Origin of the sequence: Streptomyces sp. SID12488 (assembly GCF_010548275.1) — a bacterium.
Taxonomy (GTDB): Bacteria; Actinomycetota; Actinomycetes; order Streptomycetales; family Streptomycetaceae; genus Streptomyces.
Genome location: NZ_JAAGLT010000005.1, coordinates 242,435 through 266,624, shown reverse-complemented (window position 1 = coordinate 266,624; position 24,190 = coordinate 242,435). Strand labels below are relative to the sequence as shown.

Genomic DNA, 24,190 nt, shown 5'->3' with positions numbered 1-24,190 from the left:
GATCAAGCATATGAGGTGTGTGGTGTGCCGGGCCCGCTCTCACACCAGCTCCCTGACCTCCTCCGGTCGTTCTACGCGACCGCTGTGGCTGAGTCGTGGTGGTCTCCGCAGTGTGAACAGAGACCGGCGGCGGCCGAGTGGCGTATGTCTGTCTTTGTTCGGTCATGGGTGGGGCCGTGCGGCCCTGTCTTGGGGGTGGGGCGTCCCGCGCGATGGTTGTGTCGTCCGGTGAGGGTGTGCCATTCGAGATTTCCCCGCATCCAGTGCCGTAGCCCGGCGAGGTAGCGGGTGAGTTCGGGCGAGGCGTGGCGCGCGACGTCGGGTTCGAGCCGCAGGTACTCACACATGAGGCGGTCGTGGAGCTCGCCGGTAGCGCACATGCTCCGTTCGAGAGACCATCCGTGGCGTGCGGAGAGCACGGTGGGCAGGCTGTGGCTGCCGATGTCGGCGCTTTCTTTGGCGACCGAGTACAGGTCGTTCACCAGCATGATCATCAATGAGGCGGCGAGTGACAGAGACCGGACACCGGGCTCTTCCCAGTCACGGACGGGCAGTTCGTAGCCGCCGGCGACATCGATCAGTACCAGACATGCCATGGCTCCGTTGTACTTGCGATGAGCCAGGTATTCCGCGGGATCGGGAACGTGCCCGGCGATACGCCACGAGTTCTCCGCCGCCATCGCCAGGAACGTAGTGGTTGTCTCGTGGCGCAGACGGCCTACTTGCACCGGTGTGCCCAAGCGTGAGATGTGTTCTGAGGTCTCGCGAAGCGCATGCGCTACCGGGTCGCTGCCGACAAAGCCCTCGATCGAGGGACAGTCGGGCAGCCGGGGGCCGTTCTCCATCGCGGTCAACGATGCCGCGAGGCGAGAGGCGCTCATGGAGAGGCGGACGCCTTCGATTCCCTCGTCGCAGTAGTGATCGTCCGCGGCGAACAGGGCGGTCATGTTGCGGGCCACGAGCATCAGGTGATCGTGGTCGACCGCGTCAGGGTGCGTGAGCGCCGCGAATGTGCCGAACCGGTATCCGTTCAGCTCGGTCCGCTGCCCCGGGAAGAGATCAAGGCTCAACGCCCAGGCGACGATGTCCTCGTCCGCCCTGCGAGCCGCCGTCTCGTCGTACGTGACCGGAAAGGGGCACAACACACTCGGCACTGACAAATTCCGCGTGGAGGTGTCGCTATTCATACGTCTTATGGTGCGACGCATGGGTCCCTTTGGGGAATGGCTGGTTCTGGCCACAGTGACATCGGTTCCCCAGCCCTTTCCCCTCGCAGCAGCACCGACCGCCCCTGCCGCATCGGATTTCGCGCTGGATTGAGGCAGGGTGGCCGGTCTTGAGCGAGGCCGCGGTTTCGACGATGGGGCGGGCCTGCTATTGAATCGACCGTAAGGCCACCTCACCGGACGGACCTTCGCGGGCTACCTGGAAGGCGCAGTGGGAATTGCCTGACTGAAACTGGACGTCGGCGCGGGCCGGGTCACCGTGGCCGACTTCGACTGACAAGCCGGTACAACACCCCACCCCCCAGCGTGACCGCCAGGAACAGCACGGTGAACCACTGGAAGTACCAGTGCCCGCCCGCCGGGTCGTACACCGCTGCTCGTGGCCAGGCCAGGTTGACGGTCATGAAGAGGCCGTAGAGGAGGGCGAGGACATTGACGGGGATGCCCCAGCGGCCGAGGGAGAAGAGGGGTTTGCCGGTCTCGTCGGTGCCGTCGGCGGTGAAGGTGCCCTTCAGGCGCTGGATCAGGAGCGGGCCGGTCACCATGGCGTACGCCAGGTACAGCATCACGATGCAGGTGGTACCGATGGCCAGGAAGGCTTCCGGGGAGGCGAAGTTGAGGAGGAGCAGGGCCGCCGCCAGGACGCCGACGACCAGGGCCGGTGCGCTCGGCATACCCGTGCGCGGGTTGACCTTGGCGAGGCGCGCGGAGTACGGAAGTTGGCCGTCACGGGCCATCGAGAACAGCATCCGGGAAGCCGCCGTCTGGATCGCGAGGGTCGCCACCGCGATGGCCACGACCACGTCGACCAGCAGGGCGCGGCCCACCCCGTCGCCGAGACTGCTCGTCAGGACGTAGCTCAGGCCCTCGACGCCGAGCCGACCGTCGGTGAGGCTCGGCGCGGCGAGCAGACCGGCGAGGATGATCAGGCCGCCCAGCAGGCCCGCCGAGGCGAGCGCGGTGAGGATCGTGCGGGGCGCGGTGCGCCGGGGATTGTGCGTCTCCTCGCTCATCTCGCCCGCGCTGTCGAACCCGATCATCACGTACGCCGCCGTGAACGAGCCCACCAGCAGCGCCCCTGTCACGCCGGACTCCAGTGCCGTACCCGTGTGGAAGGTGATGCCGGGAGTGCGCTCGGAATGGGTGAACAGAAGGACGATGATCAGGACGGCGCCGATGATCTCGGCGGTCACGCCCACCCGGTTGATCAGGGACATCACGCGGTTGTCCAGGACGTTCACCAGTGTCGTCAGGGCCAGCAGGAGCACCCCGAGAATCGCCGCGTTGGCCGCGCCGCTCGCCGAGGCCGGGGACGGGTCGTCGCCGACCAGCTGGAAGCCGGACCAGATGGCCGGCATGACGACCTGGAGCGCAAGCGCCGCCGCCGCGACCACCACGATCTGCCCGATCACCATGATCCAGCCGGCGAACCAGCCGAAGGTGAGGTTGGAGAGCCGGGACGACCACTGGTAGATCGCGCCGGAGATCGGATAGCGCGCGGCCAGTTCCGCGAAGCACGCGGCGACCAGCAACTGGCCGAGCAGTACGGCCGGCCAGGCCCAGAAGAAGACGGGGCCGCCGAACGCATACCCGAAGGCGAAGAACTGGAAGACGGTCGTCAGCACCGAGATGAAGGAGAACCCGGCGGCGAACGAGGCGTACCGGCCGAGGCTCCGGTGCAGTTCCTGCCGGTAGCCGAACTCGGTCAGGGAGAGGTCGACGGACGGGTCCGGCGGATCGGGGCGTACGTCGGTGGGTGCGGTCGTGGTCACGGCGGGACCTGCCTTCGGCGCGAATTCCTGTCGGGTGACAGAAATTAGGGAGGCGCTGTTTCGCAGGGATGTCGTGGCCGTGACGAGGCGGGACCCAAGTCCTCACGGGTCGGCTGCGGCTCGGCAACCGGGGAGTCCGAGGGGGCTCGGTGGCGTGATGCCGGCTCGGACGACGTGCTCACCCGGTGTCTTCGGGGCGCGGGAAGGGGTGGTACGGGGGCGCGTGCAGTCGATCTGCAGTCGATCGCCAGCTGCTCCGGCGGGAACGTCAACTCAGCGCTGGGGGAGGGGAGTTCAAGGCTGCTTCGTCGCCCGGCCTGGGTGGATTCGATCGGTCGGGGAGGTGCGGCACCTGCCCGGCTCCACGAGGCGAGGGGTCGGGCAGGTGGGGCCGGGGTGGTGGGACTGGGTGGCCACGGGCTCCGGAGGCTTGCGGAAAATCAGGAGGTCGCCGGTTCGGCGGGCTCCTGCTCCGCCTCCACCTGCGCGTTCCAGTCCCGCTTGGACGCCTGCCAGCCGTCCTCGTTGTGGCCGAGGCGCCAGTAGCCGGAGATCGAGAGGTCCTCGCGCGGGATCTCGCGTTCCACCCGCAGCAGCCGCCGCAGCTCCTTCACGAAGGCCGCCTCGCCGTGCACGAAGGCGTGCACCCGGCCCGAGGGGAACTCCAGCGCGCGTACCGCCTCGACGAGGGCCTCGCCGGGGGTTCGCTCACCGCGGTGCAGCCAGCGGACCTCCACGTCGGAGTCGATCTTCTGCTCCTCCTCGGGGCCGGCGATCTCCACGAAGGCGTACGCCTTGGCGCCGTCGGGCAGCGCCTCCAGGGAGCAGGCGATCGCGGGCAGTGCGCTCTCGTCCCCGGCGAGCAGATGCCAGTCGGCGCCGGGGTCCGGAGCGTACGCGCCGCCGGGGCCGCCGAAGACCACTGTCTCGCCCGGCTGGACGCGCATCGCCCAGGGGCCGGCCAGGCCCTCGTCGCCGTGCAGGACGAAGTCGAGGGTCAGCTCGCGCAGTTCGGGGTCCCAGGCGCGCACTGTGTATGTCCGGGACACGGGCCACTGTTCCCGCGGGAACTCCTCGCGAATGCGCTGCATGTCGAAGGGCTGTGGGTAGGTGACGCCCTCGGCCGGGAACTGCAGCTTCACGTAGTGGTCGGTGCGGGTGCCGGCCGAGAACTCGGCGAGGCCGTCGCCGCCCAGGACCACGCGCTGCATGTGCGGGGTCAGCCGCTCGGTGCGGACGACCTGCGCGGAGTGGAGCTTCGGAGCCCTGCGTTCCGGGCGCTCTGCCATGACGGCCTCCCTGTTCCTTGCTTAGGCTTACCTAAGTTAGCATCTCCCCCTGGTGAAACCCCGTTACCCGAGGCGACCGATTTCGCAAAGATGCCTCAAAGTGAGACCAGCGTTCCCTGGACCGGCGAAGTCGTTCTCTCCGGGTAGAGCCTCGTGCCTGGTGGTGAGGCACGAGTGCATCGTGCCTCAGGAACGGTGGGCGGGCGCCTCAGTGTTCGAGTGTCGTGAGCAATCTCTCCAACGAACCCCCAAGTCCCCAGCGGGCGGCGAGGGCTTCGAGCATCGCGGGGTCGCGAGGGGTGCGCGGCACCGCTGTGTTGACGTCCGGCAGTGGCACATCGCCGGCCACCAGGACGACCTTGGGCGCGACCTCGACGTACGGCCGTGACTCGTCGAGCCGCTTGCGCTGCGACGGCGTCAGCTTCGCCTTCGGGTCGTCGACCGCGGCCATGATCCCGGCCAGGTCGCCGAACTCGGCCAGCAGCTTCGCGGCCGTCTTCTCGCCGATACCGGGCACGCCCGGCAGCCCGTCGCTCGGGTCGCCGCGCAACAGCGCGAGATCCGCGTACCCCCTTCCGGTCACCCCATACCTCTCGCGCAGCCACGCCTCGTCGGTCAGCTGCAAGGTGCCCACACCCTTGAGCGGGTACAGGACACGCACCCCGCGCGCGTCGTCGACCAGCTGGTACAGGTCCCGGTCGCCGGTGACGATGTCCACGGGGCCCTCGGCGCGGCCGGTGAAGGTGCCGATCACATCGTCCGCCTCGTACCCCGCGACGCCCACGCGTGCGATGCCGACCGCGTCCAGCACCGCTTCGATGATCGGCACCTGCGGTGACAGGGTGTCCGGCACCTCCTCCGCGTCCGGCCCCGTCTCGCGCTCCTCGGCGACGCGGTGGGCCTTGTACGAGGGGATCAGGTCGACCCGCCACTGCGGACGCCAGTCCGCGTCCATGCACGCGACCAGGAGGTCCGGCCGGTGGTCCTTGACCAGCCGGTCGATGAATTCGAGCAGCCCGCGCACGGCGTTCACCGGCGTGCCGTCCGGAGCCTTCACGGACTCCGGGACGCCGAAATAGGCGCGGAAATAGAGCGAGGCGGTGTCGAGAAGCATCAGTCGTCCGGTCACGCCTCGCATCATGCCGTACGCCACTGACAGTCACCCCGCACGCCACTTTCCGGCGTCGTCAGAGGCCCCACCTCCAGGTATCCCGTTACCTGTGCGAAGCCTTGTGAACTGGCCCACTCCTTCGTTTGCCCACGTCGGGGAGGGGCAGGTGCGGCCACGGACAAAACCGGTTGTTCGCGCAACCGTCGTAAGCGAAGAGCACGACCGAAGTGACACGACGAAGTGGCACGACCGAGAGCACGACCGAAGTGCACGACCGAGGAGCACCCTTGTCATCCAGGCTTGAGGCCGAGCATCTGTACAAGGTGTTCGGCAGACGACCCGGCGACGCGGTCACCCGGCTCGAACAGGGAGCCGACCGCGGCGCACTGCGCGACGACGGCATCACCGCCGCCGTCATCGACGCGTCCTTCACCGTGGAACCCGGCGAGATCTTCGTCGTCATGGGCCTGTCCGGCTCCGGCAAGTCGACGCTGCTGCGCATGCTCAACGGACTGCTGGAACCCACCGCCGGACACGTCCGCTTCGACAACCAGGACCTGACCGCGCTCGGCGACCGCGAACTGCGCGCGCTGCGGGCGAACAAGATCAGCATGGTCTTCCAGCACTTCGCGCTCTTTCCGCACCGCAGCGTCCGCGAGAACGCGGCCTACGGCCTGTCCGTGCAGGGCGTGCCCCGCGCCGAGCGCGAGCGCCGCGCCGACGAGGCGCTCGCCCTGTGCGGTCTGGCCGGCTGGGAGGACTCGTGGCCCGACGAGCTGTCCGGCGGCATGCAGCAGCGCGTTGGCCTGGCCCGGGCGCTCGCCACCGACGCCGACCTGCTGCTCATGGACGAGTCGTTCAGCGCGCTCGACCCGCTGATCCGCCGGGACATGCAGGACCAGCTCCTGGAACTCCAGAAGACCCTCAAGAAGACCATCGTGTTCATCACCCACGACCTCAACGAGGCCATGCGCCTGGGCGACCGCATCGCCGTCATGCGTGACGGCCGCATCGTCCAGACGGGCACCGCCGAGGACATCCTCGTCCGCCCCGTCGACGACTACGTCGCCTCCTTCACCAAGGACGTCGACCGCTCCCGCGTGCTCACCGCGGGTGCCGTCATGGACCCGGAGACCCGCGGCGACGAGGCCGACTGCGACTGCCCGACGGCGACGCCCGACACGCCGTTCACCGAACTCTGCGCGCTGAGCGCCCGGCTGTCCCACCCGGTCGCGGTGCTCGCCGAGGACGGCCGACTGGTCGGCGTCGTACGGCGACAGCGCCTCGTCGGCTTCCTGGGCGACCGGGAGGGTGCCCCCGAGCCCTGCGACAGCCCGGGTGTCCCGAACCACGCGGCCCTCACCGAGGGGAAGGTGACCGCCCGTGCCTAGGCTGCAGCTCGGCGACTGGGTCGACGACGGCGTCAGCTGGCTCGTCGACCACATGTCCTGGCTCTTCGACGCGATCAAGATGGTCGTGGAAGGCCTGTACGACGGCATCTACGCGGTGCTCACCGCCCCGGAGCCCCTCCTCCTGGCCGGCATCCTCGCGGTGGCCGCCTGGTGGCTGCGCGGCCTGGTCGCGGGCGTCCTCGCCTTCGCCGGATTCGCGCTCGTCGACTCCATGGCCCTGTGGGACAAGGCCATGTCGACGCTCGCCCTGGTGCTCGTCGCCACCCTGGTCGCCCTGGTGATCTCGATCCCGCTGGGCATCTGGGCGGCCCGCTCCAAGACGGTCAGTGCCGTCGTACGGCCCGTCCTGGACCTGCTCCAGACAATGCCGTCGATGGTGCTGCTGATCCCGGCGATCCTGTTCTTCGGCATGGGCGTCCCGGCGGGCGTCGTCGCCACCCTGATCTTCGCCCTCGCGCCCGGCGTACGCATGACCGAACTCGGCATCCGCCAGGTCGACGCCGAACTCGTCGAGGCCGCCGAGGCGTTCGGCACCCCGCCCCGCGACACCCTGCTGCGCGTGCAGCTGCCGCTCGCCCTCCCGACGATCATGGCGGGCGTCAACCAGGTCATCATGCTCGGCCTGTCCATGGTCGTCATCGCCGGCATGGTCGGCACCGGTGGGCTCGGCGGCGCAGTCAACGAGGCCATCGGCCAGCTCGACATCGGCCTCGGTTTCGAGGCGGGCCTCGGCATCGTCGTCCTCGCCATCTATCTCGACCGCATGACCGGCGCCCTCGGCGCCCAGATCTCCCCGCTGGGCCGCCGCGCCGCCGCCAAGGCCCGTACCGCGGGCACCCCGAAGCTCTGGAACCACCGTCCCAGCCCGGTTGTCGCGCTGGCCGGCGTGGTCGTCCTGGCGCTCGTCGCCGGCGGCCTCGGCATCTTCGGCTCATCCGCGCAGACCACCCGGGCCACCGGGACGGACGTGGGCCAGGGCAAGAAGGTCAGCATCGGCTACATCCCGTGGGACGAGGGCATCGCCACCACGTTCCTGTGGAAGGAGCTCCTGGAGGAGCGCGGCTTCGACGTCACGACCACCCAGTACGCGGCCGGCCCGCTGTACACGGGCCTGGCCACCGGCCAGATCGACTTCCAGACGGACTCCTGGCTGCCGGTCACCCACGCCGAGTACTGGAAGAAGTACGGCGACCAGTTGGAGGACCTGGGCAAGTGGTACGGCCCCACCTCGCTGGAGCTGGCAGTCCCCTCGTACGTCAAGGGCGTCGACTCGCTCGCCGACCTCAAGGGACAGTCTTCGAAGTTCAAGGGCAGGATCGTCGGCATCGAACCGAGTGCCGGAATGATGGGCCTCCTCAAGGACAAGGTCCTGGGGGAGTACGGCCTCGACGGCGAGTACGAGGTCGTCGACGGCTCCACTCCAGCCATGCTCGCCGAACTCAAGCGCGCGTACGCCAAGAAGGAACCGATCGCCGTCACCCTCTGGTCGCCGCACTGGGCGTACAGCGACTACGACCTGAAGAAGCTCAAGGACCCCAAGGGCGCCTGGGGCAAGGGCGACGGCGTGCACACGCTCGCCCGCGAGGGCTTCGCCGACGACAACCCCGAGGTCGGCGGCTGGCTGAGGAATTTCTCCATGACGGAGAAACAGCTCACCGGTCTGGAGGCTCGCATCCAGCAGGCGGGCAAGGGCGGAGAACAGGACGCCGTCCGTACCTGGCTGAAGGCGAACCCCGGGCTCGCCGAGAAATGGGCACCCGTTGGCGATTCCAAGGGCAGGAGCGGTGCGAACGGGGTATCGAACAACTGAGGGAGCCGCTCAGGAGGGGTGGGTCGAGCCGGGAGGCACGCGCGCGTGCGGGTGTCTCCGGTGCGGCCCACCCCTCGCGGCGTTCCCGGACGGACACGTTCCGCGTACGAGAGGGATCCGGCCAACCACGGAGCGCCAGGCCATCCCCCCGGCTCGGCCGCCCCGTCGGTGGGTCCCGCTGGTCAGGTCCGCCGCCCGCGCGCCTGGACGGGCGCCGGGGGGAGTCGGGCGGCTCATCCGCTGGCGCGAACCCGAGGTCGTACCCGACGAGGGGTGACACCGATGTGACGGGCGCGTGAAACGGTTTGACGAACATGCGTAGGGTGCAAGGAACCCATCAGGGAACGTCATCAGAGAACGCGTCGTGCATGGTTCGGGGACGATCTGGCGAACAGCCACCGAACACGCGGCGCGATGCGCTGTGATGGGACGTACGCCACCGGGACGCGACGACGAGCCGAGGAGGGAGCCGGACCCATGGGCGACCACAAAGAACAGCCCCTGCGGGTAGGCGCGGCCGTTCGGCGACGGCGCCGGGCGCTGGAGCTCACCCTCGCCGTCGTGGCCCAACGCAGCGGCCTGTCGGTGCCCTTCCTGAGCCAGATCGAGAACGAGCGGGCGCGGCCCAGCCGCAGCTCCCTGGAGAAGGTCGCCGACGCCCTGCGCACCACCGCGGTCGAACTCCTCGCGGCGGCCGACCCGGCGTGCAGCGTCGACGTCGTTCGCGCGGACGCTCTCGAACCCGCCCCCGACGAGCCCCTGGTGCGCTCCCTCGTCCGTGGCCACCAGCAGTTGCACGCCATGGAGTTCATCGGCGACCACGACGCCGGCCGTGAGTTCCAGCACCGCAACGACGAGTTGATGTACGTCGCCGACGGCGCCGTCGAGATCGAGGCGGAGGGCCGCGCACACCGGCTCGGCCGAGGCGACACGCTCTATCTGACGGGCGGGGTGCGGCACCGCTGGCGGGCGACCGTGCCGGACACCCGGGTGATCGTGGTGGCGGTGGCCGAACACATCGAGGCGGTCCAGGACGGGCGGCGCTGAGATGCCCGGTCAGCCATGAGGGTGATCTCGCTGGTGCCGTCCCTGACGGAGGCGGTGGCGGTCACGGTGCCCGGTGTCCTGGTCGGGGCCACGGACTGGTGCAGCCACCCGCCCGACCTCGGCGTCGGCGTCGTACGTGTCGGCGGCACCAAGAATCCCAAGGTCGAGCGGATCGTCGAACTCGCGCCCGACCTGGTCGTCGCCAACGAGGAGGAGAACCGGGAACCGGACCTCGCCGCCCTGCGCGCCGCGGGCATCGAGGTGCTGCTCACCGAAGTGCGGGACGTGCCGCAGGCGTTCCGGGAACTGGATCGCGTGGTGACGGCGTGCGGCGCGGAATCGCGGCCCCGGTGGCTCGACGAGGCGGAGGCGGCGTGGTCGGCGCCGGAGCGCTGGTGGAGAACGGCAGCCGACGGCCGTACGACCGCTGTCGTGCCGATCTGGCGGCGCCCCTGGATGGTGCTCGGGCGGGACACCTTCGCGGGTGACGTGCTGGCTCGGCTGGGCGTCGACAACGCGTACGCGGGCCACGCGGAACGCTATCCGCGCGTACCGGTCGAGGAGCTGAGGGCCGCCGCGCGGACCGGGATGGTCGTGCTGCCGGACGAGCCGTACCGTTTCACGGCCGAGGACGGTCCCGAGGAGTTCGAGGGGTTGCCCTGCGCGCTCGTCAGCGGGCGCCACCTCACCTGGTACGGGCCGTCACTGGCAGCGGCGCCAAGGGCGCTGGGCGAGGCCCTGCGAGCAGCTCACCGCTGACCAGACCCCGCACGGTACGGGCGGCTGCGCCGGCCCAGGCCGCGACGAGCAGCGCGTACAGGGCGACGGCGAGGACGTCGAAGGCGGCGAGCCCGGTGTGCCGGCCGAGGCTCTCCGCGCCGGTGACACAGGTGCCCACCGGGAAGGTGAAGGCCCACCACGTCATCGTGAAGCCCATGCCCCGGCGCCGGGCGCGCAGCACCAGCGCACCGGCGAGCGCGAGCCACAGCAGGGCGAAGCCCATGACGGGAACGCCGTAGAGGACGGCGGCGGCAGCGGCGACCGTATGCGGGAGGGGTACGACGCCGGGGGCGAGGTCGGCGAAGTGGCCGACGGCGGTGGTGGACTGGCCGAGCGGGCCCAGGACCAGGAACAGAGCCGGGGTGAGGGCGAGTGGGAGCGGGCCGGTCGTGACGAGGTGCGCGAAGACGACCGGCAGCATCATGAGGGTCCCGAGCAGGCTGAGCCCGAACATGGCCAGGCAGGCGAACAGCAGCGTCTTCTGCCCCTGCCCGGGCGGGAGTTGGGGGACGAGAAGCGGACCGAGCGCCGCGGACACCATGGGTGCGACGACGGGGAGCAGCCATACGGGGCTGGGCGTCCCGCGGCGTACGACCAGGAGGTACGGGACGGCGACGGCGGCGACGAGTCCGACGGCCGTCCCGGCGGTGAACAGGACCGCGTCGAGGGCGAGGGCGGCCGGGAGGCCGATCCAGTCCCGGCCGACGACGAGTGCGCCACCGCCGACGGCCGTCAGAGCCATGGCGAGGCAGCCGTAGAAGGGCGCCGTCGCCGGGTCGAGGAGGTGGGCGCGGGCCTGGTCACGGTGGTGGGCCCAGTGCAGGGCGCGGGCGCAGAGAAGCGCGAGCAGAAGGGCGAGGGAGAGGGCCCACACGGCCGTGCAGACGGTACGCAGCCCAGGGATGCCGTCCGCGCCGGGGAGACCGGCGCCCGCGGTGCCCACGATGGCGGTGCCCATGACGGGGGCGTACCAGTTGGGGCCGAGATGGCGGAGGCTGCCGCCGAGGAGGAGGGGGTGCCGGGCCCGGGACCGGGGCTGGGACCGGGGCTGGGGGAGTGGGCGGGTGGGGGCGGGGGCTGCGGTGGCCATGTCCTCACCGTCGCTCGGGGGGCGGGCGGTCACCAGGGGGTTTCGGTGAATGAGGGCATAAGCTGGATCTATGGGTGATGTGGAGGGTGGGGCTGTGCGGTCGTCGGGGGTCGCGCGGCGGGTCCCGGACCTCGGGGCGATGGAGCTGCTGCTGGCCGTGGCGCGGCTGGGGAGTCTCGGGCGGGCGGCGCAGGAGCTGGGCGTCACCCAGCCGGCCGCCAGCAGCCGTATCCGGTCGATGGAACGCCAGCTGGGCGTGGCCCTGGTGGACCGCTCGCCGCGCGGATCCCGGCTCACGGACGCCGGTGTGCTCGTCACCGACTGGGCTCGGCGGGTCGTGGAGGCGGCGGAGGCGTTCGACGCCGGGGCGCAGGCCCTGCGTACGCGACGCGACTCCCGGCTGCGGGTGGCGGCCAGTATGACGATCGCCGAGTACCTGCTGCCGGGCTGGCTGCTGGCGCTGCGTGTGCGGCTGCCCGAGACGGCGGTGTCACTGCTCGCCGGGAACTCGGCTGCGGTGGCCGAACGGGTCCTGTCGGACGAGGCCGACATCGGTTTCGTGGAGGGGACGGGTGTACCGAGCGGGCTGGACTCGGTGGTCGTCGCGAAGGACCGGCTGATCGTGGTGACGGCGCCGGGGCATCCGTGGGCGCGGCGGCGGAAGCCGGTGGGGGCGGAGGAGCTGGCGGTGACGCCGTTGATCCTCCGGGAGGAGGGGTCGGGGACGCGGCAGGTGCTGAACACGGCGTTGGGCGGGTTGGCGCGTCCGCTGATCGAGCTGTCGTCGACGACCGCGGTGAAGGCGTCGGCGGTGGGTGGGGCGGGGCCCGCGGTGCTGAGTGAACTGGCGGTGGGGGAGGAGTTGGCGACGCGGCGGTTGGTGTGTGTGCCGTTGGACGGGGTGCGGCTGGATCGTGAGCTGCGGGCGGTGTGGCCCACGGGGCATCGGCCGGTGGGGCCGGCGCGGGAGCTGTTGGGGTTGACGCGGGGGTGAGGGCGGGTGCGCCAGGGGTTGTTCTCGCCCCCGCCGCCCCTACCCTTCCCATCCCTGGGGGCTGCGCCCCCAGACCCCCCTACGGCCCTGAACGGGCCTTGTCCTCAAGCGCCGGACGGGCTGAAAGGACCAGGGCCTCCATCACCCTGACGTCTTCGCCCATCTCTGGATGCCACTGCACCCCCAGTACCCACTCGGAACCCTCCGCCTCCACCGCCTCCACCGTTCCGTCGGCCGCATACGCCGAGGGGACCAGACCCCTCCCCAGACGGTCCACCGCCTGGTGATGGAAGGTCGGTACCGATGTCTCCTCCGGTACCGCATCCGCGTATCGCGTCCCCGGTACCGGTTTCACGGTGTGGTGGCCGAAGACGCCCGGTGTCTCCGCGTGGCCGTCGATGTGCTGGACCAGGGTGCCGCCCAGGGCGACGTTCAGCAGTTGCATGCCCCGGCAGATGCCCAGCAGCGGGGTACCGGTCGCCAACGCCGCCTCGATCAGGGCCAGTTCCCAGGCGTCCCGGGCCTCGGCGGGTGGGCCTGTGTGCGGGTCGCGCTCCTCGCCGTAGCGGGCGGGATCGACATCCGGGCCGCCCGCGATCACGACACCGTCGAGCCGGGCGACCGTCGCGGCGGCGTGTGCCGGGTCGTCCGGCGGGAGCATCGCGGCGATACCCCCGGCCCGCTGCACGAGGAGCGGATACCCGGCCGGCAGCAGCGCCGCCGGCAGTTCCCACGCACCCCAGCGCGTCCTGGACTCCAGGTAGGTGCTGACGCCGATGAGCGGTCGTCGTCCGGTCGTCGTCACGAGGGTCTCCCTGGCATCCAGCGGGCAATCAGTTCGGCTTTCAATGGCGTACGGCCATACCTTTGCCGACCCTCGTCCCGGGTGGCAACCCATGTCCCACCCTCGTCACGCCAGGAATCCCCGCAACAGAGCCGCCGTCCCCGAGCAGTGCTCCCGCATCATCTCCCGCGCCCCGTCCGCGTCCCCGTCGAGCACCGCGTCCACCAGCGCCGCGTGCTGTCGCTGCGAGTGCTCCAGGTTGCGTACCAGCAGCGGGATGCAGTCCAGCAGGTCGTTCACTGTCGCCCGTACCGCCGCGTACTGCGAGGTCAGCGTCGGTGAGCCGCACAGCTCGGACAGGGTGAGGTGGAGGAGGGTGTCCAGGCGGCGGTAGTCCGGCAACGGTGCGTCCTGCGTGCGGGACAAGGCGTCCCGCAGCCTTTCCGCCTGATCGGGCGACAGGCCGTGCTGCGCGCACAGGCCCGCCGCGCCCACCTCCAGCACCTCCCGGAAGCGCAGGACGTCCTCGATGTCGACCGCGCTGATCCGCCGCCGCAGCTCGACCTCGCCGCCCGCGCCGTCCCGGGGGAGTACGAACGTGCCGCCGTACCGGCCGCGCCGCGACTCCACGAGCCCCTGGTCCTGGAGCACCTTCAGCACCTCGCGCAGCGTCACCCGGCTGATCCCGAGCCGCTCCGCGAGTTCGCGCTCGGCCGGCAGCCGCTCGCCGCCCGGTACCAGGCCCAGCCGTACGACCTGCAGGATCTGTTCCAGTGCCTCCTCGAACCCGTTGCCCGCCCGCACGGGCCGCAGCACCGGCGTCAACCGGTCCTCCAAGCCGCCCTCCGCGTCCAGCGACATCTCGTCGTGCCCCCTTCCCAAGCAATGGTTCTCCGCAATACCTTATGGCTTCCGGCCCGGCCGGAAAAAACGCGCAGAAGCCGAAGGAGCTTTCCCGTGGCAGACCGCACACCCCCGCTGAGCGTCGAGGAGCTGCACGCCCTCGTCGCGAGCGGAGAGATCGACACTGTTGTCCTGGCCTTCCCCGACATGCAAGGGCGGCTCCAGGGCAAGCGGTTCGCCGCCCGCTTCTTCCTCGACGACGTCCTGGAACACGGCACCGAAGGCTGCAACTACCTCCTCGCCGTCGACACCGAGATGAACACGGTCGACGGCTACGAGATGTCCAGCTGGGAGCGGGGGTACGGCGACTTCGCCATGCATCCCGACCTCTCCACGCTCCGCCGCCTGCCCTGGAACACCGGTACGGCGTTCCTCGTCGCCGACCTCGCGTGGAACGACGGTTCCCCGGTGGTCGCCGCGCCCCGCCAGGTCCTCCGCCGCCAGCTGGACAGGCTCGCCGAGCACGGGTTCAGCGCGAAGGTCGGCACCGAACTCGAGTTCATCGTGTTCAAGGACACCTACGAGCAGGCCTGGGACGCCAACTACCGCGGCCTGACCCCGGCCAACCAGTACAACATCGACTACTCGGTACTCGGCACCGGCCGTATCGAGCCCCTGCTGCGCCGCATCCGGAACGAGATGACGGCCGCCGGACTGACCGTCGAGTCCGCCAAGGGCGAGTGCAACCCGGGCCAGCACGAGATCGCCTTCAAGTACGACGACGCGGTCGTCACCTGCGACCAGCACGCCGTCTACAAGACCGGCGCCAAGGAGATCGCCAGCCAGGAGGGCGTCTCGCTCACCTTCATGGCCAAGTACAACGAGCGCGAGGGCAACTCCTGTCACATCCACCTCTCGCTCGCCGACGCCGACGGCACGAACGTCATGGCCGGCACCGCGGCCGACCCCGGCGGCATGTCCGAGGTGATGCGGTACTTCCTCGCCGGGCAGCTCGCCGCCCTCCGGGACTTCTCGCTCCTCTACGCGCCCAACATCAACTCGTACAAGAGGTTCCAGCCGGGCTCGTTCGCGCCGACCGCCGTCGCCTGGGGCTACGACAACCGCACCTGCGCGCTGCGGATCGTCGGCCACGGCCGGTCCATGCGGTTCGAGAACCGGCTGCCCGGCGGTGACGTCAACCCGTACCTCGCCGTCGCCGGGCTGGTCGCCGCCGGACTGTACGGCATCGAGCAGAAGCTGGAACTGCCCGAGGCGTGCGTGGGCAACGCCTACGCCGGCGACTACGCACACGTCCCGACCACCCTGCGCGAGGCCGCCGAGCTGTGGGAGAACAGCCCCATCGCCCAGGCCGCCTTCGGCGACGAGGTGGTCGCCCACTACCGCAACATGGCCCGCGTCGAACTCGACGCCTTCGACGCCGCGGTGACCGACTGGGAGCTTCGCCGCTCCTTCGAACGCCTGTGAGAGGTCCTTCCTTGTCGTACGAGCATGAGCGCGAACTTGCGTACGAGCGTGAGCTTCGCGTCCTCAATCCCGCCACCGAGGACGTCGTCGCCACCGTCCCCGCCGCCACCCGGGAGGACGTCGATGCGGCCGTCGTACGGGCCACGCGGGCGCAGACGCGCTGGGCCGCCCTCGCGCCCGCCGACCGCGCCCGTCTGCTGCGCCGCTTCGCGGCCACCGTCGACGAACACCTGGAAGAACTGGCCCAGTTGGAGGTGCGGGAGGCCGGGCACGTCATCGGCAACGCACGCTGGGAGGCGGGCAACGTCCGAGACCTGCTCGACTACGCGGCGGGCGGTGTCGAGCGGCTGACCGGACGGCAGATCCCGGTCGCCGGCGGCCTCGACATCACCCTCCTCGAACCGCTCGGTGTCGTCGGGGTCATCGCGCCCTGGAACTTCCCCATGCCGATCGCGGCCTGGGGCACGGCCCCCGCGCTCGCGGCCGGTAACGCGGTGATCCTCAAGCCCGCCGAGACCACCCCGCTGACCGCTCTGCGCCTGGCCGAACTCGCCCTGGCGGCAGGCCTACCGGAGGACCTGTTCCAGGTGCTGCCGGGCCACGGTCCCGTCGCGGGCAACGCGCTCGTGGAGCACCCGGGCGTGGCGAAGATCGTCTTCACCGGGTCGACGGGTGTGGGCAAGCAGGTGCTGGCGAAGGGGGCGGCGCTCCTCAAGCGCGTCACCCTCGAACTCGGCGGCAAGAGCCCCAACATCGTCTTCGCCGACGCGGACATCGAGGCCGCCGCCGCGGCAGCACCGATGGCATTCCTCGACAACTCCGGCCAGGACTGCTGCGCCCGCACCCGCATCCTTGTCCAACGTTCCGTGTACGACCGCTTCCTCGGGCTGCTCGCGCCCGCTGTCGAATCCGTCCTCGTCGGCGACCCGGCGGACGAGAAGACCCAGATGGGCCCGCTGATCTCCAGGGCCCAACTGGACCGCGTACGCGCGTACGTCACCGACGACCTGGCCGGCATCCGGGGCGAGGCGCCCGCGGGCCCAGGCTTCTGGTTCCCGCCGACCGTCCTCACCGACGTCGACCCGCACGCGCGCGTGGCCGTCGAGGAGGTCTTCGGCCCGGTCGCCGTCGTCCTCCCCTTCGACGACGAGGCGGACGCCGTGGCGCTCGCCAACGGCACCGACTACGGACTCTCCGGCTCCATCTGGACCCGGGACGTCGGCCGCGCCCTGCGCGTGTCGCAGGCCGTCCGGGCAGGCAACCTGTCCGTCAACTCGCACTCCAGCGTGCGCTATTCGACCCCCTTCGGCGGCTTCAAGCAGTCCGGGATCGGCCGCGAGCTCGGCCCGGATGCCCTCACCGCCTTCACGGAGACGAAGAACGTCTTCATCAGCACGGAAGGCCCCGCACAGTGACCGAATCGACCGAAGCCATCGTCTGCCGACGCCTCGTCGGCCGTACCGCCGTCATCACCGGTGCCGGCAGCGGCATCGGCCTCGCCACCGCGCGCAGGCTCGCCTCCGAGGGCGCCAACGTCGTCTGCGGCGACATCGACGAGCCGCGCGGCAAGGCCGCCGCCGACGAGGTGGGCGGGATCTTCGTCAAGGTCGACGTCACCGACCCCGAGCAGGTCGAGACGCTCTTCAGGACGGCGTACGACACCTACGGCAGCGTCGACATCGCGTTCAACAACGCCGGTATCTCGCCGCCCGACGACGACTCGATCCTGGACACCGGCCTGGAGGCCTGGAAGCGCGTCCAGGAGGTCAACCTGACCTCCGTCTTCCTGTGCTGCAAGGCCGCGATCCCCTACATGCGGCGCCAGGGCAAGGGCTCGATCATCAACACGGCCTCGTTCGTGGCGAGGATGGGCGCCGCCACCTCCCAGATCTCGTACACCGCGTCCAAGGGCGGCGTCCTCGCCATGACCCGTGAACTGGGCGTGCAGTTCGCCCGGGAGGGCATCCGCGTCAACGCGCTCTGCCCGGGACCGGTCAACACCCCGCTCCTCCAGGAACTGTTCGCCAAGGACCCCGAGCGTGCCGCCCGCCGGCTCGTCCACATCCCGGTCGGACGGTTCGCCGAGGCCGACGAGATCGCAGCCGCCGTCGCCTTCCTGGCCAGCGACGACTCCTCGTTCGTCAACGCCACCGACTTCCTGGTCGACGGCGGCATCGCGGGCGCGTACGTCACACCGGTGTAGGCAACAGTCTTACGCCTTCCGGGTGTTGGAGGGCGCCAGAGCACCTGGACCGATCGCCGGCGCCCAGCCGAAGAGCCCTCGCCCCCCGCCGCACCCCGGCGGGGGGGCGAGGGCCGAGCCGGGGACACCGCCCTCTCGCCCCGGGACACTCCGTCCGCCGGCCGAGCGCCGGCCCGGCCGTGACCGGCCGGGTCGGCGGCGCGGGTGCCATGAACGACGTCCGGCGAGGTCTGACGAGGTCTGGCGGACACGATTACCGCAGGGCAGGGGACGATCCGGGCAGAAGCCCCGGTGCCGCGGACTGGTTCCCGTTCGGTGGGTGTCAACCCGTAGAGTGACGCTTCACGCAGGGAGGAGCCACCACGCGCGGAGGTACGCGCACGGATGGCCGCCCGCCCGCGCGGGTATGCCTGCCCGGGACGGCCGCGTCCCGCGCCGCACGGACTCCGCGGCCCTGCGCCGGTACGAGGAAACGGGGGGTGCATGAGCACGGAAGCGCGGCGTACCTCCATTCCCCCGCGCCCGGCCACCCCTCCACCACCGACCGGGCCGCCGGTCACGGACGGTACGGGCGGCACGGCCGAGGAAGCGCCGGCCGCGCCGACGACGGCCAGGAACGGCTCGGGGAGCGACGGCCGGGAGCCGGACGCGACCGGTGACGCGACGAACGTGTCCGGGCGTACACCCGGTGCATCCGGTGCACCTGCTCCGGCCGCCGGCCCCCTGACATCCGGCTCGACGCCTCTGGGCGTACCGGCCGCCCCCGCGTCGGCGCCGAACACCGCGACAGACGCTGCCCCGCCCCGATTCCCGCACCTGCGTGCTCCCTCCCGGGAAGCCGTCGACCCCATAGCCCCGCCCCCGCCGCCCTCCTCGGCCCGGCTCCCCGACGAGCCTCCGGCCGGCCGCGCCTCGGTGCCTCCGCGTCTCCGGCCCGACCTGCCGCCGCGCCCGGCCCACCAGCCACCCGTGGCGCCCTGGCGCCCGAGCGCCCTCGCCGACGCCAAGACCGTGATCACCAGGCGCCTCCGCAAGGCGCCGCCGCGGCCGGACAACCAGCCACACACCGGCGAGACGCCCCCCGGCCCGAACGGCAGACCGGCCCCGGGTCACCAGGCGCGCTCCACCGACCTGCCTCCCACCGCCCCCAAGACCGGACCGCGCACCCCGGACCAGCCCCTGGCCCCCACCGGCCGCCCATACCGGCTGGGCTCGCCCCGGACACCGAACGGCCGCCCGGGCACCGCCGAGACGCCTCCGGCGCCCGCGGGTCCTTCGCGTCCCGCGAGCACGCCCTCCGGCCGCCCGTATCTCCCGGACCCGCCCGAGGCACCGAAAGGCCGCCCGGGCGAAGGCGAGATGCCGTCGGCGCCTGCCGGTCCTTCGCGTTCCGCGAACGGGCCCTCTGGTCGCCCTTATCTCCCGAACCCGCCTGTGGCCGTCCCGCCCCAGCCGCCGAACGCCCGCCCGGCCCCCGCCGAGACGTCGTCGGTGCCCGCCGCCCCTTCGCGTCCCGCGAGCAACACCCCGTCCGGCCGCCCGTATCTGTCGAACACGTCAGTGAGTCATCCGCCCAAGGCGCCGGGCACCGCCGGGACGCCCCCGGCACCCGTCGAACGGCCGCGTCCGACGAACGCCCCCTCCGCTCCTGTCGGCCGCCCGTATCTCCCGGACCCGCCCCAGGCACCGAACGGCCGCCCGGGCGCCGCCGGGACGCCTCCGGCACCCGCCGGTCCTTCGCGTCCGGCGAGCGCCCCTTCCGGTCGCCCGTACCTGCCGAACCCGCCGCTGGCCGATTCGCCGAAGGTGCCGGGTGCCGCCGGGATGCCCTCCGCGCCCGCCGAACCTCCCCGGCCCACGAACGCGCCCCCCGCACCCGGCATGCCCGACCCCGCCCTCTCCTGGAGCGCCTCCTACGGCGACAACGGTGCCGTCGGTTCCGGGCGACCGGTCGTCTCGCTCGGGCAACCCGACGTGTACGGCGGTGCGCCGAGAGTCCGCTCCTTCAGTGGGCGGGCGCTGCTGGCCGTCGCCTGTGCCGTGCTCGGGCTCGGGCTCATCGGCGGTGCGCTGACCGGGAGTTGGCTGACCGGCGACGAATCGGGGGACGCCGGTGCGCGCACCGCGTTCACCGCGGCCGGGACGCTCTGGCACAGCGTCCCCGTGGACCAGCTCTTCCCGCCCACCATCGAGGGCGACGGAGCCGGCCCCGGCGGCGCCGACCGGACCTGGACCCGGATCGCCGTAGCCCCGGACACCGGCTGCGCCGACGCCTTCGACCCGCTGCTGCGCAAGGCCCTCGCGCCGGTCGGCTGCCGACGTCTCCTGCGCGCCACCTACACGGACGAGACGCAGAGCTACGTCACCACCGTCGGCCTCCTCTTCACCAAGGCCGACGCCACCGCGATGCGCGCCCTGCGCACCCGCTTCAGCAACGAGAACCTCGACCGACGCAGCGACCTGATGCCCCGCCCGTACGCCGCGAAGAACACCGTCGCCGACGACTTCACGGACGCCCAGCGCGCCTCCTGGACCATCTCCGTCCTCACCGACGCCCCCGTCGTCACCTACGCCGTCTCCGGCTGGGCCGACGGCCGCACCGTGGACACCCCGCAGCCCGCCGAGGAGGCCATGACGTCCGGCGCCACCACGGCCCTCGCCCAGGCGGGCCTCGGCCACGAGGCGCAGGGTCTGGCCGACCGCGTCGAACGGGCCCTCCGCAAGACCGTCGGCTCGGCCGCGAAGCTGCCGTCATGACCCGCACCCGCACAGCCCGAAGCGGGCTCCTCGTCCTCCTCCTCGCCGGTTCCCTCACGCTCCTGCCCGCCACCAGCGCGTACGCCGACAGCATCAGGGCCCAGCAGTGGGCCCTGGACGCCATGCACACGCAGGAGGCCTGGCGGACGACCAAGGGCAAGGGCATCACGGTCGCCGTGCTCGACACCGGCGTCGAGGCCGACCACCCCGACCTCGTCGGCAACGTCCTCGAAGGCAAGGACATGGTCGGCTTCGGGGCGAGCCAGGGCGACGAGTCCTGGGCCAAGCACGGCACCGCCATGGCCGGCATCATCGCCGGTCACGGCCACGGCTACGACAACGAGGACGGCGTCCTGGGCATCGCCCCCCAGGCCAAGATCCTGCCCATCCGCGTGATCCTCGAAGACGGCGACTCGGCCCGCGCCAAGGCCCGCAACACCCGCGGCAACGCCCTCGCCGAAGGCATCCGCTGGGCCGCCGACCAGGGCGCCGACGTCATCAACCTCTCCCTCGGCGACGACTCCAAGTCCGCGCACCCCGAGCCCGCCGAGGACGAGGCCGTCCAGTACGCCCTGGAGAAGGGCGCCGTCGTCGTCGCCTCGGCCGGCAACGGCGGTGAGAAGGGCGACCACATCTCCTACCCGGCCGCCTACCCGGGCGTCATCGCCGCGACCGCCGTCGACAAGTACGGCACCCGCGCCTCCTTCTCCACCCGCCGCTGGTACGCCACGGTCAGCGCCCCCGGCGTCAACGTCGTCATCGCGGCCCCCGACCACCGCTACTACGAGGGCTGGGGCACGAGCGCCGCCGCCGCGTTCGTCTCCGGCGCCGTCGCCCTCATCAAGGCCGCCCATCCCGGACTGACCCCGGCCCAGATCAAGAAGCTCCTGGAGGACACGGCCCGCAACGCCCCGAACGGCGGCCGGGACGACTCCCGCGGCTTCGGCTTCATCGACCCCGCGGCGGCCATCGAGGCGGCAGCCAAACTCAAGCCGCAGGGACTCAAGTCGACCGCGTACGGCAAGGAGTACTTCGGCGCGGGACCGGACCCGGCCCCGGAAGAGGACGACACCTTCCACTGGGCAGGCCCCGTCGCCGGCGGCCTCGGTGTCGTGCTCCTGGTCGCGGCGGTCCCGCTGTGGCGCGGTCGCCGCAGGACGGCCGACCACTCCACCCATGATTCGTTCGACTCGTACGACGACAGCTTCTGAGCGTTCGCGCGCGGTGACCTGGCCCGACTTGACCTGATGGTGACCTGACCGCTCGTCAGGACTGGTTGGGGGTACCGGACTTCACGGTGAACGTCGAAACCGCCGCCCGCGCCGCCGACTCCACCAGCGAAATCCCCTTCACCTTCGTCGTGTTGCCGTTCGACACCACCGCGACCAGGAACTCCCGCCCGTCCGCGGTCGTCACCCGCCCGATGCTGTTGATGTCCCACAGCCCGGTCGCGGTACGCGGCAACCACCCGTTCTTCAGGGCGAATCGGCGATCGGTGGTACTCGTGGCACCCGCGGCCGACACTCCCCAGTCCTGGTCCTCGGCTATGGAGCCCATCAGGCCCTGGAGATATGTCCGGGACGCCTCGCTGAGTTTCGGCGACTCCCCGTTGTCGTCCTTGGCCCCGTTCTTCGCGAACACCTGCTGGAGCAGGGTGAGCTGATCGGCCGCCCTGGTCTGGGTCAGGCCCCACAGCATGCCCGAGCCGCCCTCGGTGTCCGTCAGCCCGAAGCGCTTGTTGGCGGCGGCCAGACCCTCCGCCCCGCCGATCGCCGTCCACAGTGCCGACGCCGAGGCGTTGTCGCTGACCTCGATCATCGAGGTGGCCAACCGCTTCTCCCGCGCGGTGAGACTCCGGTCCTCGTCCTGCGCCTGGAGCAGCAGCGTCGCCAGGATGTCCACCTTGACGATGCTCGCCGTGTCGAACGTCCCGTCCCCGTACGTGGCGCTGTCGCCCGACTCGACGTCGAGCACGGCCACGGACACCTCGGCCCCGTCCTCGGCCGCCGCTGTCACCGGCTTCATCGCCGCGGACAGCAGAGTGTCCGGTTCCACTGTGGGTGTCGCTTCCACAGTGGGCTCCGCGACCGGTTCCACCGACGCCTCCTCGCTCGCGCGGGCCCGCACGGGCGCCGCTGCCGCCGCCGACGTTACGCGGCCCGCGTCCGCGTGAGCCTGTGCCTTCAGATACGCGGTGCCCACGCCCGTACCGCCCATGACGACCGCGGAGGCGAGGACGATGTAGACGAGCGACCGACGCCGGGGAGCTCTCTCAGAGGCCATGCCGTGATGCTGGCGGCCGTGACTGTGCGGTTGATTAGGCGAATGTTAGATGTGTGTCAGCGCTGGCTGAGAATCACGTGAAACCGGTGAACGGCAGGTTTCCGGGGCGGCGAAAGCCCAGGAGCGATCCCCCGATAGGGTCGGTCACCGTGGTGAACAAGAACATTCCCGACTCCGGCTTTCCCGACGACGACGGCAGCGCCGACCCCCGGCTGCGCGCCGCACTGGCAGCCTGGGCCGAGGACCGCACCGCGGTGCGACCGGTCCTGGAGGCACTGAAGGGCGCCCGGCTGCTCGTCCCCGTCGTCGCCGTGCTCGGGGAGGTCGAGGAGGACGAGAACGGCCTTCGCCACGAGAAGACCAGCGACATGGCGGTGCCGACCCTCAAGGCCGGCGACCGGACCGCCCTGCCGGCCTTCACGTCCACCGACTCGCTCGCCCGCTGGGACCCGGCCGCCCGCCCCGTGGCCGTACCCCTGCACCAGGCCATCCAGGCCGCCGCACACGAGAAGGCGGACACGATCGTCCTCGACCTGGCCGGCCCCGTGTCCTACGAGCTGACCGGCTCCGCGCTGCTCGCGCTCGCCGAGGGACGTACGACGACGGATCCGCTCGCCGACCCCGCGGTGGTCGACGCCGTACGGGCCGCAGTGGCCGCCGAGCCCGCCGTGGTCCGCGCCCACCTGGGCCCGGGACAGGCCGACGGCACCCTCGCGCTCGTACTGGACCCGGCCGCGCCTCAGGCCGACGCCGCCAGGGCGGTCGCCGGGCGCCTCGCCGCCGACGAAACGCTCAGGGCCCGCCTGGTCCGCGGCCTCGACCTGGCACTTCTGCCGGCCGGAGCGACGCCACCCGGCGAGCCCCTCTACGTGCGTTCCTGACCGGCTCCTAGCCGTAGACCCGGCCCGTGTACTTCTCGCCGGGGCCCTGGCCCAGGTCGTCCGGGACGAGGGACGCCTCGCGGAACGCCAGCTGGAGCGACTTCAGGCCGTCCCGCAGCGGGGCCGCGTGGAAGGAACTGATCTCCGTCGTGCTCGCGTCGAGCAGACCGGCGAGGGCGTGCACCAGCTTGCGGGCCTCGTCCAGGTCCTTGTACTTGTCGCCCTCGTCGGTCAGACCGAGCTTCACGGCGGCGGCGCTCATCAGGTTCACGGCGACCGTCACGATCACCTCGACCGCCGGGACCTCGGCGATGTCGCGGGTCATGGCGTCGAAGTCGGCGGTCTGGGAAGCACTCTGGGGAGGGGTCTCACTCATGACCCACACGATAGGCCCCGGGTGTCCGGCCCTCATGTCCGGGAGCC

General features: G+C 71.3%; 20 protein-coding genes. 11 read left to right on the top strand and 9 right to left on the bottom strand.

Annotated elements, in window-relative coordinates; genetic code table 11:
* Positions 1-71 precede the first annotated feature (71 nt).
* From G3I56_RS11125 to G3I56_RS11110, 4 genes are all read right to left on the bottom strand, one after another.
* Positions 72-1,187, bottom strand: a complete 1,116-nt coding sequence (locus G3I56_RS11125) for a terpene synthase (protein WP_203689634.1) — start codon at positions 1,185-1,187, stop codon at positions 72-74.
* A 293-nt stretch (positions 1,188-1,480) separates the two neighbouring features.
* Positions 1,481-2,998, bottom strand: a complete 1,518-nt coding sequence (locus G3I56_RS11120) for an amino acid permease (RefSeq protein ID WP_164408738.1) — start codon at positions 2,996-2,998, stop codon at positions 1,481-1,483.
* Between the two features lie 440 nt (positions 2,999-3,438).
* The gene (locus G3I56_RS11115) at positions 3,439-4,287 is read right to left on the bottom strand and encodes a siderophore-interacting protein (RefSeq protein WP_164408737.1); all 849 of its coding nucleotides are present in this window, start codon (positions 4,285-4,287) and stop codon (positions 3,439-3,441) included.
* Between the two features lie 208 nt (positions 4,288-4,495).
* On the bottom strand, positions 4,496-5,425 hold the full coding sequence (locus G3I56_RS11110) for a 5'-3' exonuclease (RefSeq protein ID WP_239134828.1): 930 nt from the start codon (positions 5,423-5,425) through the stop codon (positions 4,496-4,498).
* 260 nt (positions 5,426-5,685) lie between these two features.
* Between G3I56_RS11110 and G3I56_RS11105 the strand changes: the two genes are divergently transcribed.
* The 4 genes from G3I56_RS11105 to G3I56_RS11090 all read left to right on the top strand — a co-directional run bounded on the left by G3I56_RS11105 (position 5,686) and on the right by G3I56_RS11090 (position 10,426).
* Positions 5,686-6,789, top strand: coding sequence for a glycine betaine/L-proline ABC transporter ATP-binding protein (locus G3I56_RS11105; protein ID WP_164408735.1), 1,104 nt, complete (start codon positions 5,686-5,688; stop codon positions 6,787-6,789).
* Positions 6,782-8,620 (top strand): ABC transporter permease/substrate binding protein, encoded by a 1,839-nt coding sequence (locus G3I56_RS11100; protein ID WP_164408734.1) that lies wholly within the window; start codon positions 6,782-6,784, stop codon positions 8,618-8,620. The genes G3I56_RS11105 and G3I56_RS11100 overlap by 8 nt, the downstream gene beginning before the upstream one ends.
* A gap of 477 nt (positions 8,621-9,097) precedes the next feature.
* The gene (locus G3I56_RS11095; protein ID WP_164408733.1) at positions 9,098-9,667 is read left to right on the top strand and encodes an XRE family transcriptional regulator; all 570 of its coding nucleotides are present in this window, start codon (positions 9,098-9,100) and stop codon (positions 9,665-9,667) included.
* A 15-nt stretch (positions 9,668-9,682) separates the two neighbouring features.
* Positions 9,683-10,426 (top strand): helical backbone metal receptor, encoded by a 744-nt coding sequence (locus G3I56_RS11090; RefSeq protein ID WP_164408732.1) that lies wholly within the window; start codon positions 9,683-9,685, stop codon positions 10,424-10,426.
* On the opposite strand, the gene G3I56_RS11085 is transcribed toward G3I56_RS11090, so the two are convergent.
* Positions 10,353-11,537 carry a TDT family transporter gene (locus G3I56_RS11085; RefSeq protein WP_164408731.1) on the bottom strand — a complete coding sequence of 395 codons (1,185 nt, stop codon included), beginning with the start codon at positions 11,535-11,537 and terminating at the stop codon, positions 10,353-10,355. The genes G3I56_RS11090 and G3I56_RS11085 overlap by 74 nt on opposite strands.
* Positions 11,538-11,607: 70 nt before the next feature.
* On the opposite strand from G3I56_RS11085, the gene G3I56_RS11080 reads away from it, so the two are divergent.
* Positions 11,608-12,531: a LysR family transcriptional regulator gene (locus G3I56_RS11080; protein WP_164408730.1), complete on the top strand. Its 924-nt coding sequence runs from the start codon at positions 11,608-11,610 to the stop codon at positions 12,529-12,531.
* A gap of 79 nt (positions 12,532-12,610) precedes the next feature.
* On the opposite strand, the gene G3I56_RS11075 is transcribed toward G3I56_RS11080, so the two are convergent.
* Together G3I56_RS11075 and G3I56_RS11070 are read right to left on the bottom strand one after the other, a co-directional pair.
* Positions 12,611-13,336, bottom strand: coding sequence for a gamma-glutamyl-gamma-aminobutyrate hydrolase family protein (locus tag G3I56_RS11075; protein ID WP_164408729.1), 726 nt, complete (start codon positions 13,334-13,336; stop codon positions 12,611-12,613).
* Positions 13,337-13,441: 105 nt separating this feature from the next.
* A complete protein-coding gene (locus tag G3I56_RS11070) occupies positions 13,442-14,176 on the bottom strand; it encodes an FCD domain-containing protein (protein ID WP_164408728.1) in 735 nt (244 codons plus the stop codon).
* A 96-nt stretch (positions 14,177-14,272) separates the two neighbouring features.
* Here G3I56_RS11070 and G3I56_RS11065 point away from each other — a divergent pair, with 96 nt between their 5' ends.
* The 5 genes from G3I56_RS11065 to mycP all read left to right on the top strand — a co-directional run bounded on the left by G3I56_RS11065 (position 14,273) and on the right by mycP (position 21,814).
* The gene (locus G3I56_RS11065; RefSeq protein WP_164408727.1) at positions 14,273-15,643 is read left to right on the top strand and encodes a glutamine synthetase family protein; all 1,371 of its coding nucleotides are present in this window, start codon (positions 14,273-14,275) and stop codon (positions 15,641-15,643) included.
* Positions 15,644-15,654: 11 nt separating this feature from the next.
* The gene (locus G3I56_RS11060) at positions 15,655-17,058 is read left to right on the top strand and encodes an aldehyde dehydrogenase family protein (protein WP_164408726.1); all 1,404 of its coding nucleotides are present in this window, start codon (positions 15,655-15,657) and stop codon (positions 17,056-17,058) included.
* A complete protein-coding gene (locus G3I56_RS11055) occupies positions 17,055-17,846 on the top strand; it encodes a 3-oxoacyl-ACP reductase (protein WP_164408725.1) in 792 nt (263 codons plus the stop codon). Before G3I56_RS11060 ends, G3I56_RS11055 begins: the two co-directional genes overlap by 4 nt.
* A gap of 483 nt (positions 17,847-18,329) precedes the next feature.
* A complete protein-coding gene (locus tag G3I56_RS43710; RefSeq protein ID WP_239134818.1) occupies positions 18,330-20,603 on the top strand; it encodes a hypothetical protein in 2,274 nt (757 codons plus the stop codon).
* Positions 20,600-21,814, top strand: coding sequence for a type VII secretion-associated serine protease mycosin (gene mycP / locus G3I56_RS11045; RefSeq protein WP_164408724.1), 1,215 nt, complete (start codon positions 20,600-20,602; stop codon positions 21,812-21,814). Before G3I56_RS43710 ends, mycP begins: the two co-directional genes overlap by 4 nt.
* Before the next feature lie 55 nt (positions 21,815-21,869).
* On the opposite strand, the gene G3I56_RS11040 is transcribed toward mycP, so the two are convergent.
* Positions 21,870-22,886 carry a serine hydrolase gene (locus G3I56_RS11040; protein ID WP_164408723.1) on the bottom strand — a complete coding sequence of 339 codons (1,017 nt, stop codon included), beginning with the start codon at positions 22,884-22,886 and terminating at the stop codon, positions 21,870-21,872.
* 149 nt (positions 22,887-23,035) lie between these two features.
* Between G3I56_RS11040 and G3I56_RS11035 the strand changes: the two genes are divergently transcribed.
* Complete coding sequence (locus G3I56_RS11035; protein ID WP_164408722.1) at positions 23,036-23,767, top strand: SseB family protein; 732 nt, start codon at positions 23,036-23,038, stop codon at positions 23,765-23,767.
* 7 nt (positions 23,768-23,774) lie between these two features.
* Here the strand turns inward: G3I56_RS11035 and G3I56_RS11030 are convergent, their stop codons facing one another.
* On the bottom strand, positions 23,775-24,143 hold the full coding sequence (locus tag G3I56_RS11030; RefSeq protein ID WP_164408721.1) for a DUF1844 domain-containing protein: 369 nt from the start codon (positions 24,141-24,143) through the stop codon (positions 23,775-23,777).
* Between the last annotated feature and the right edge of the window lie 47 nt (positions 24,144-24,190).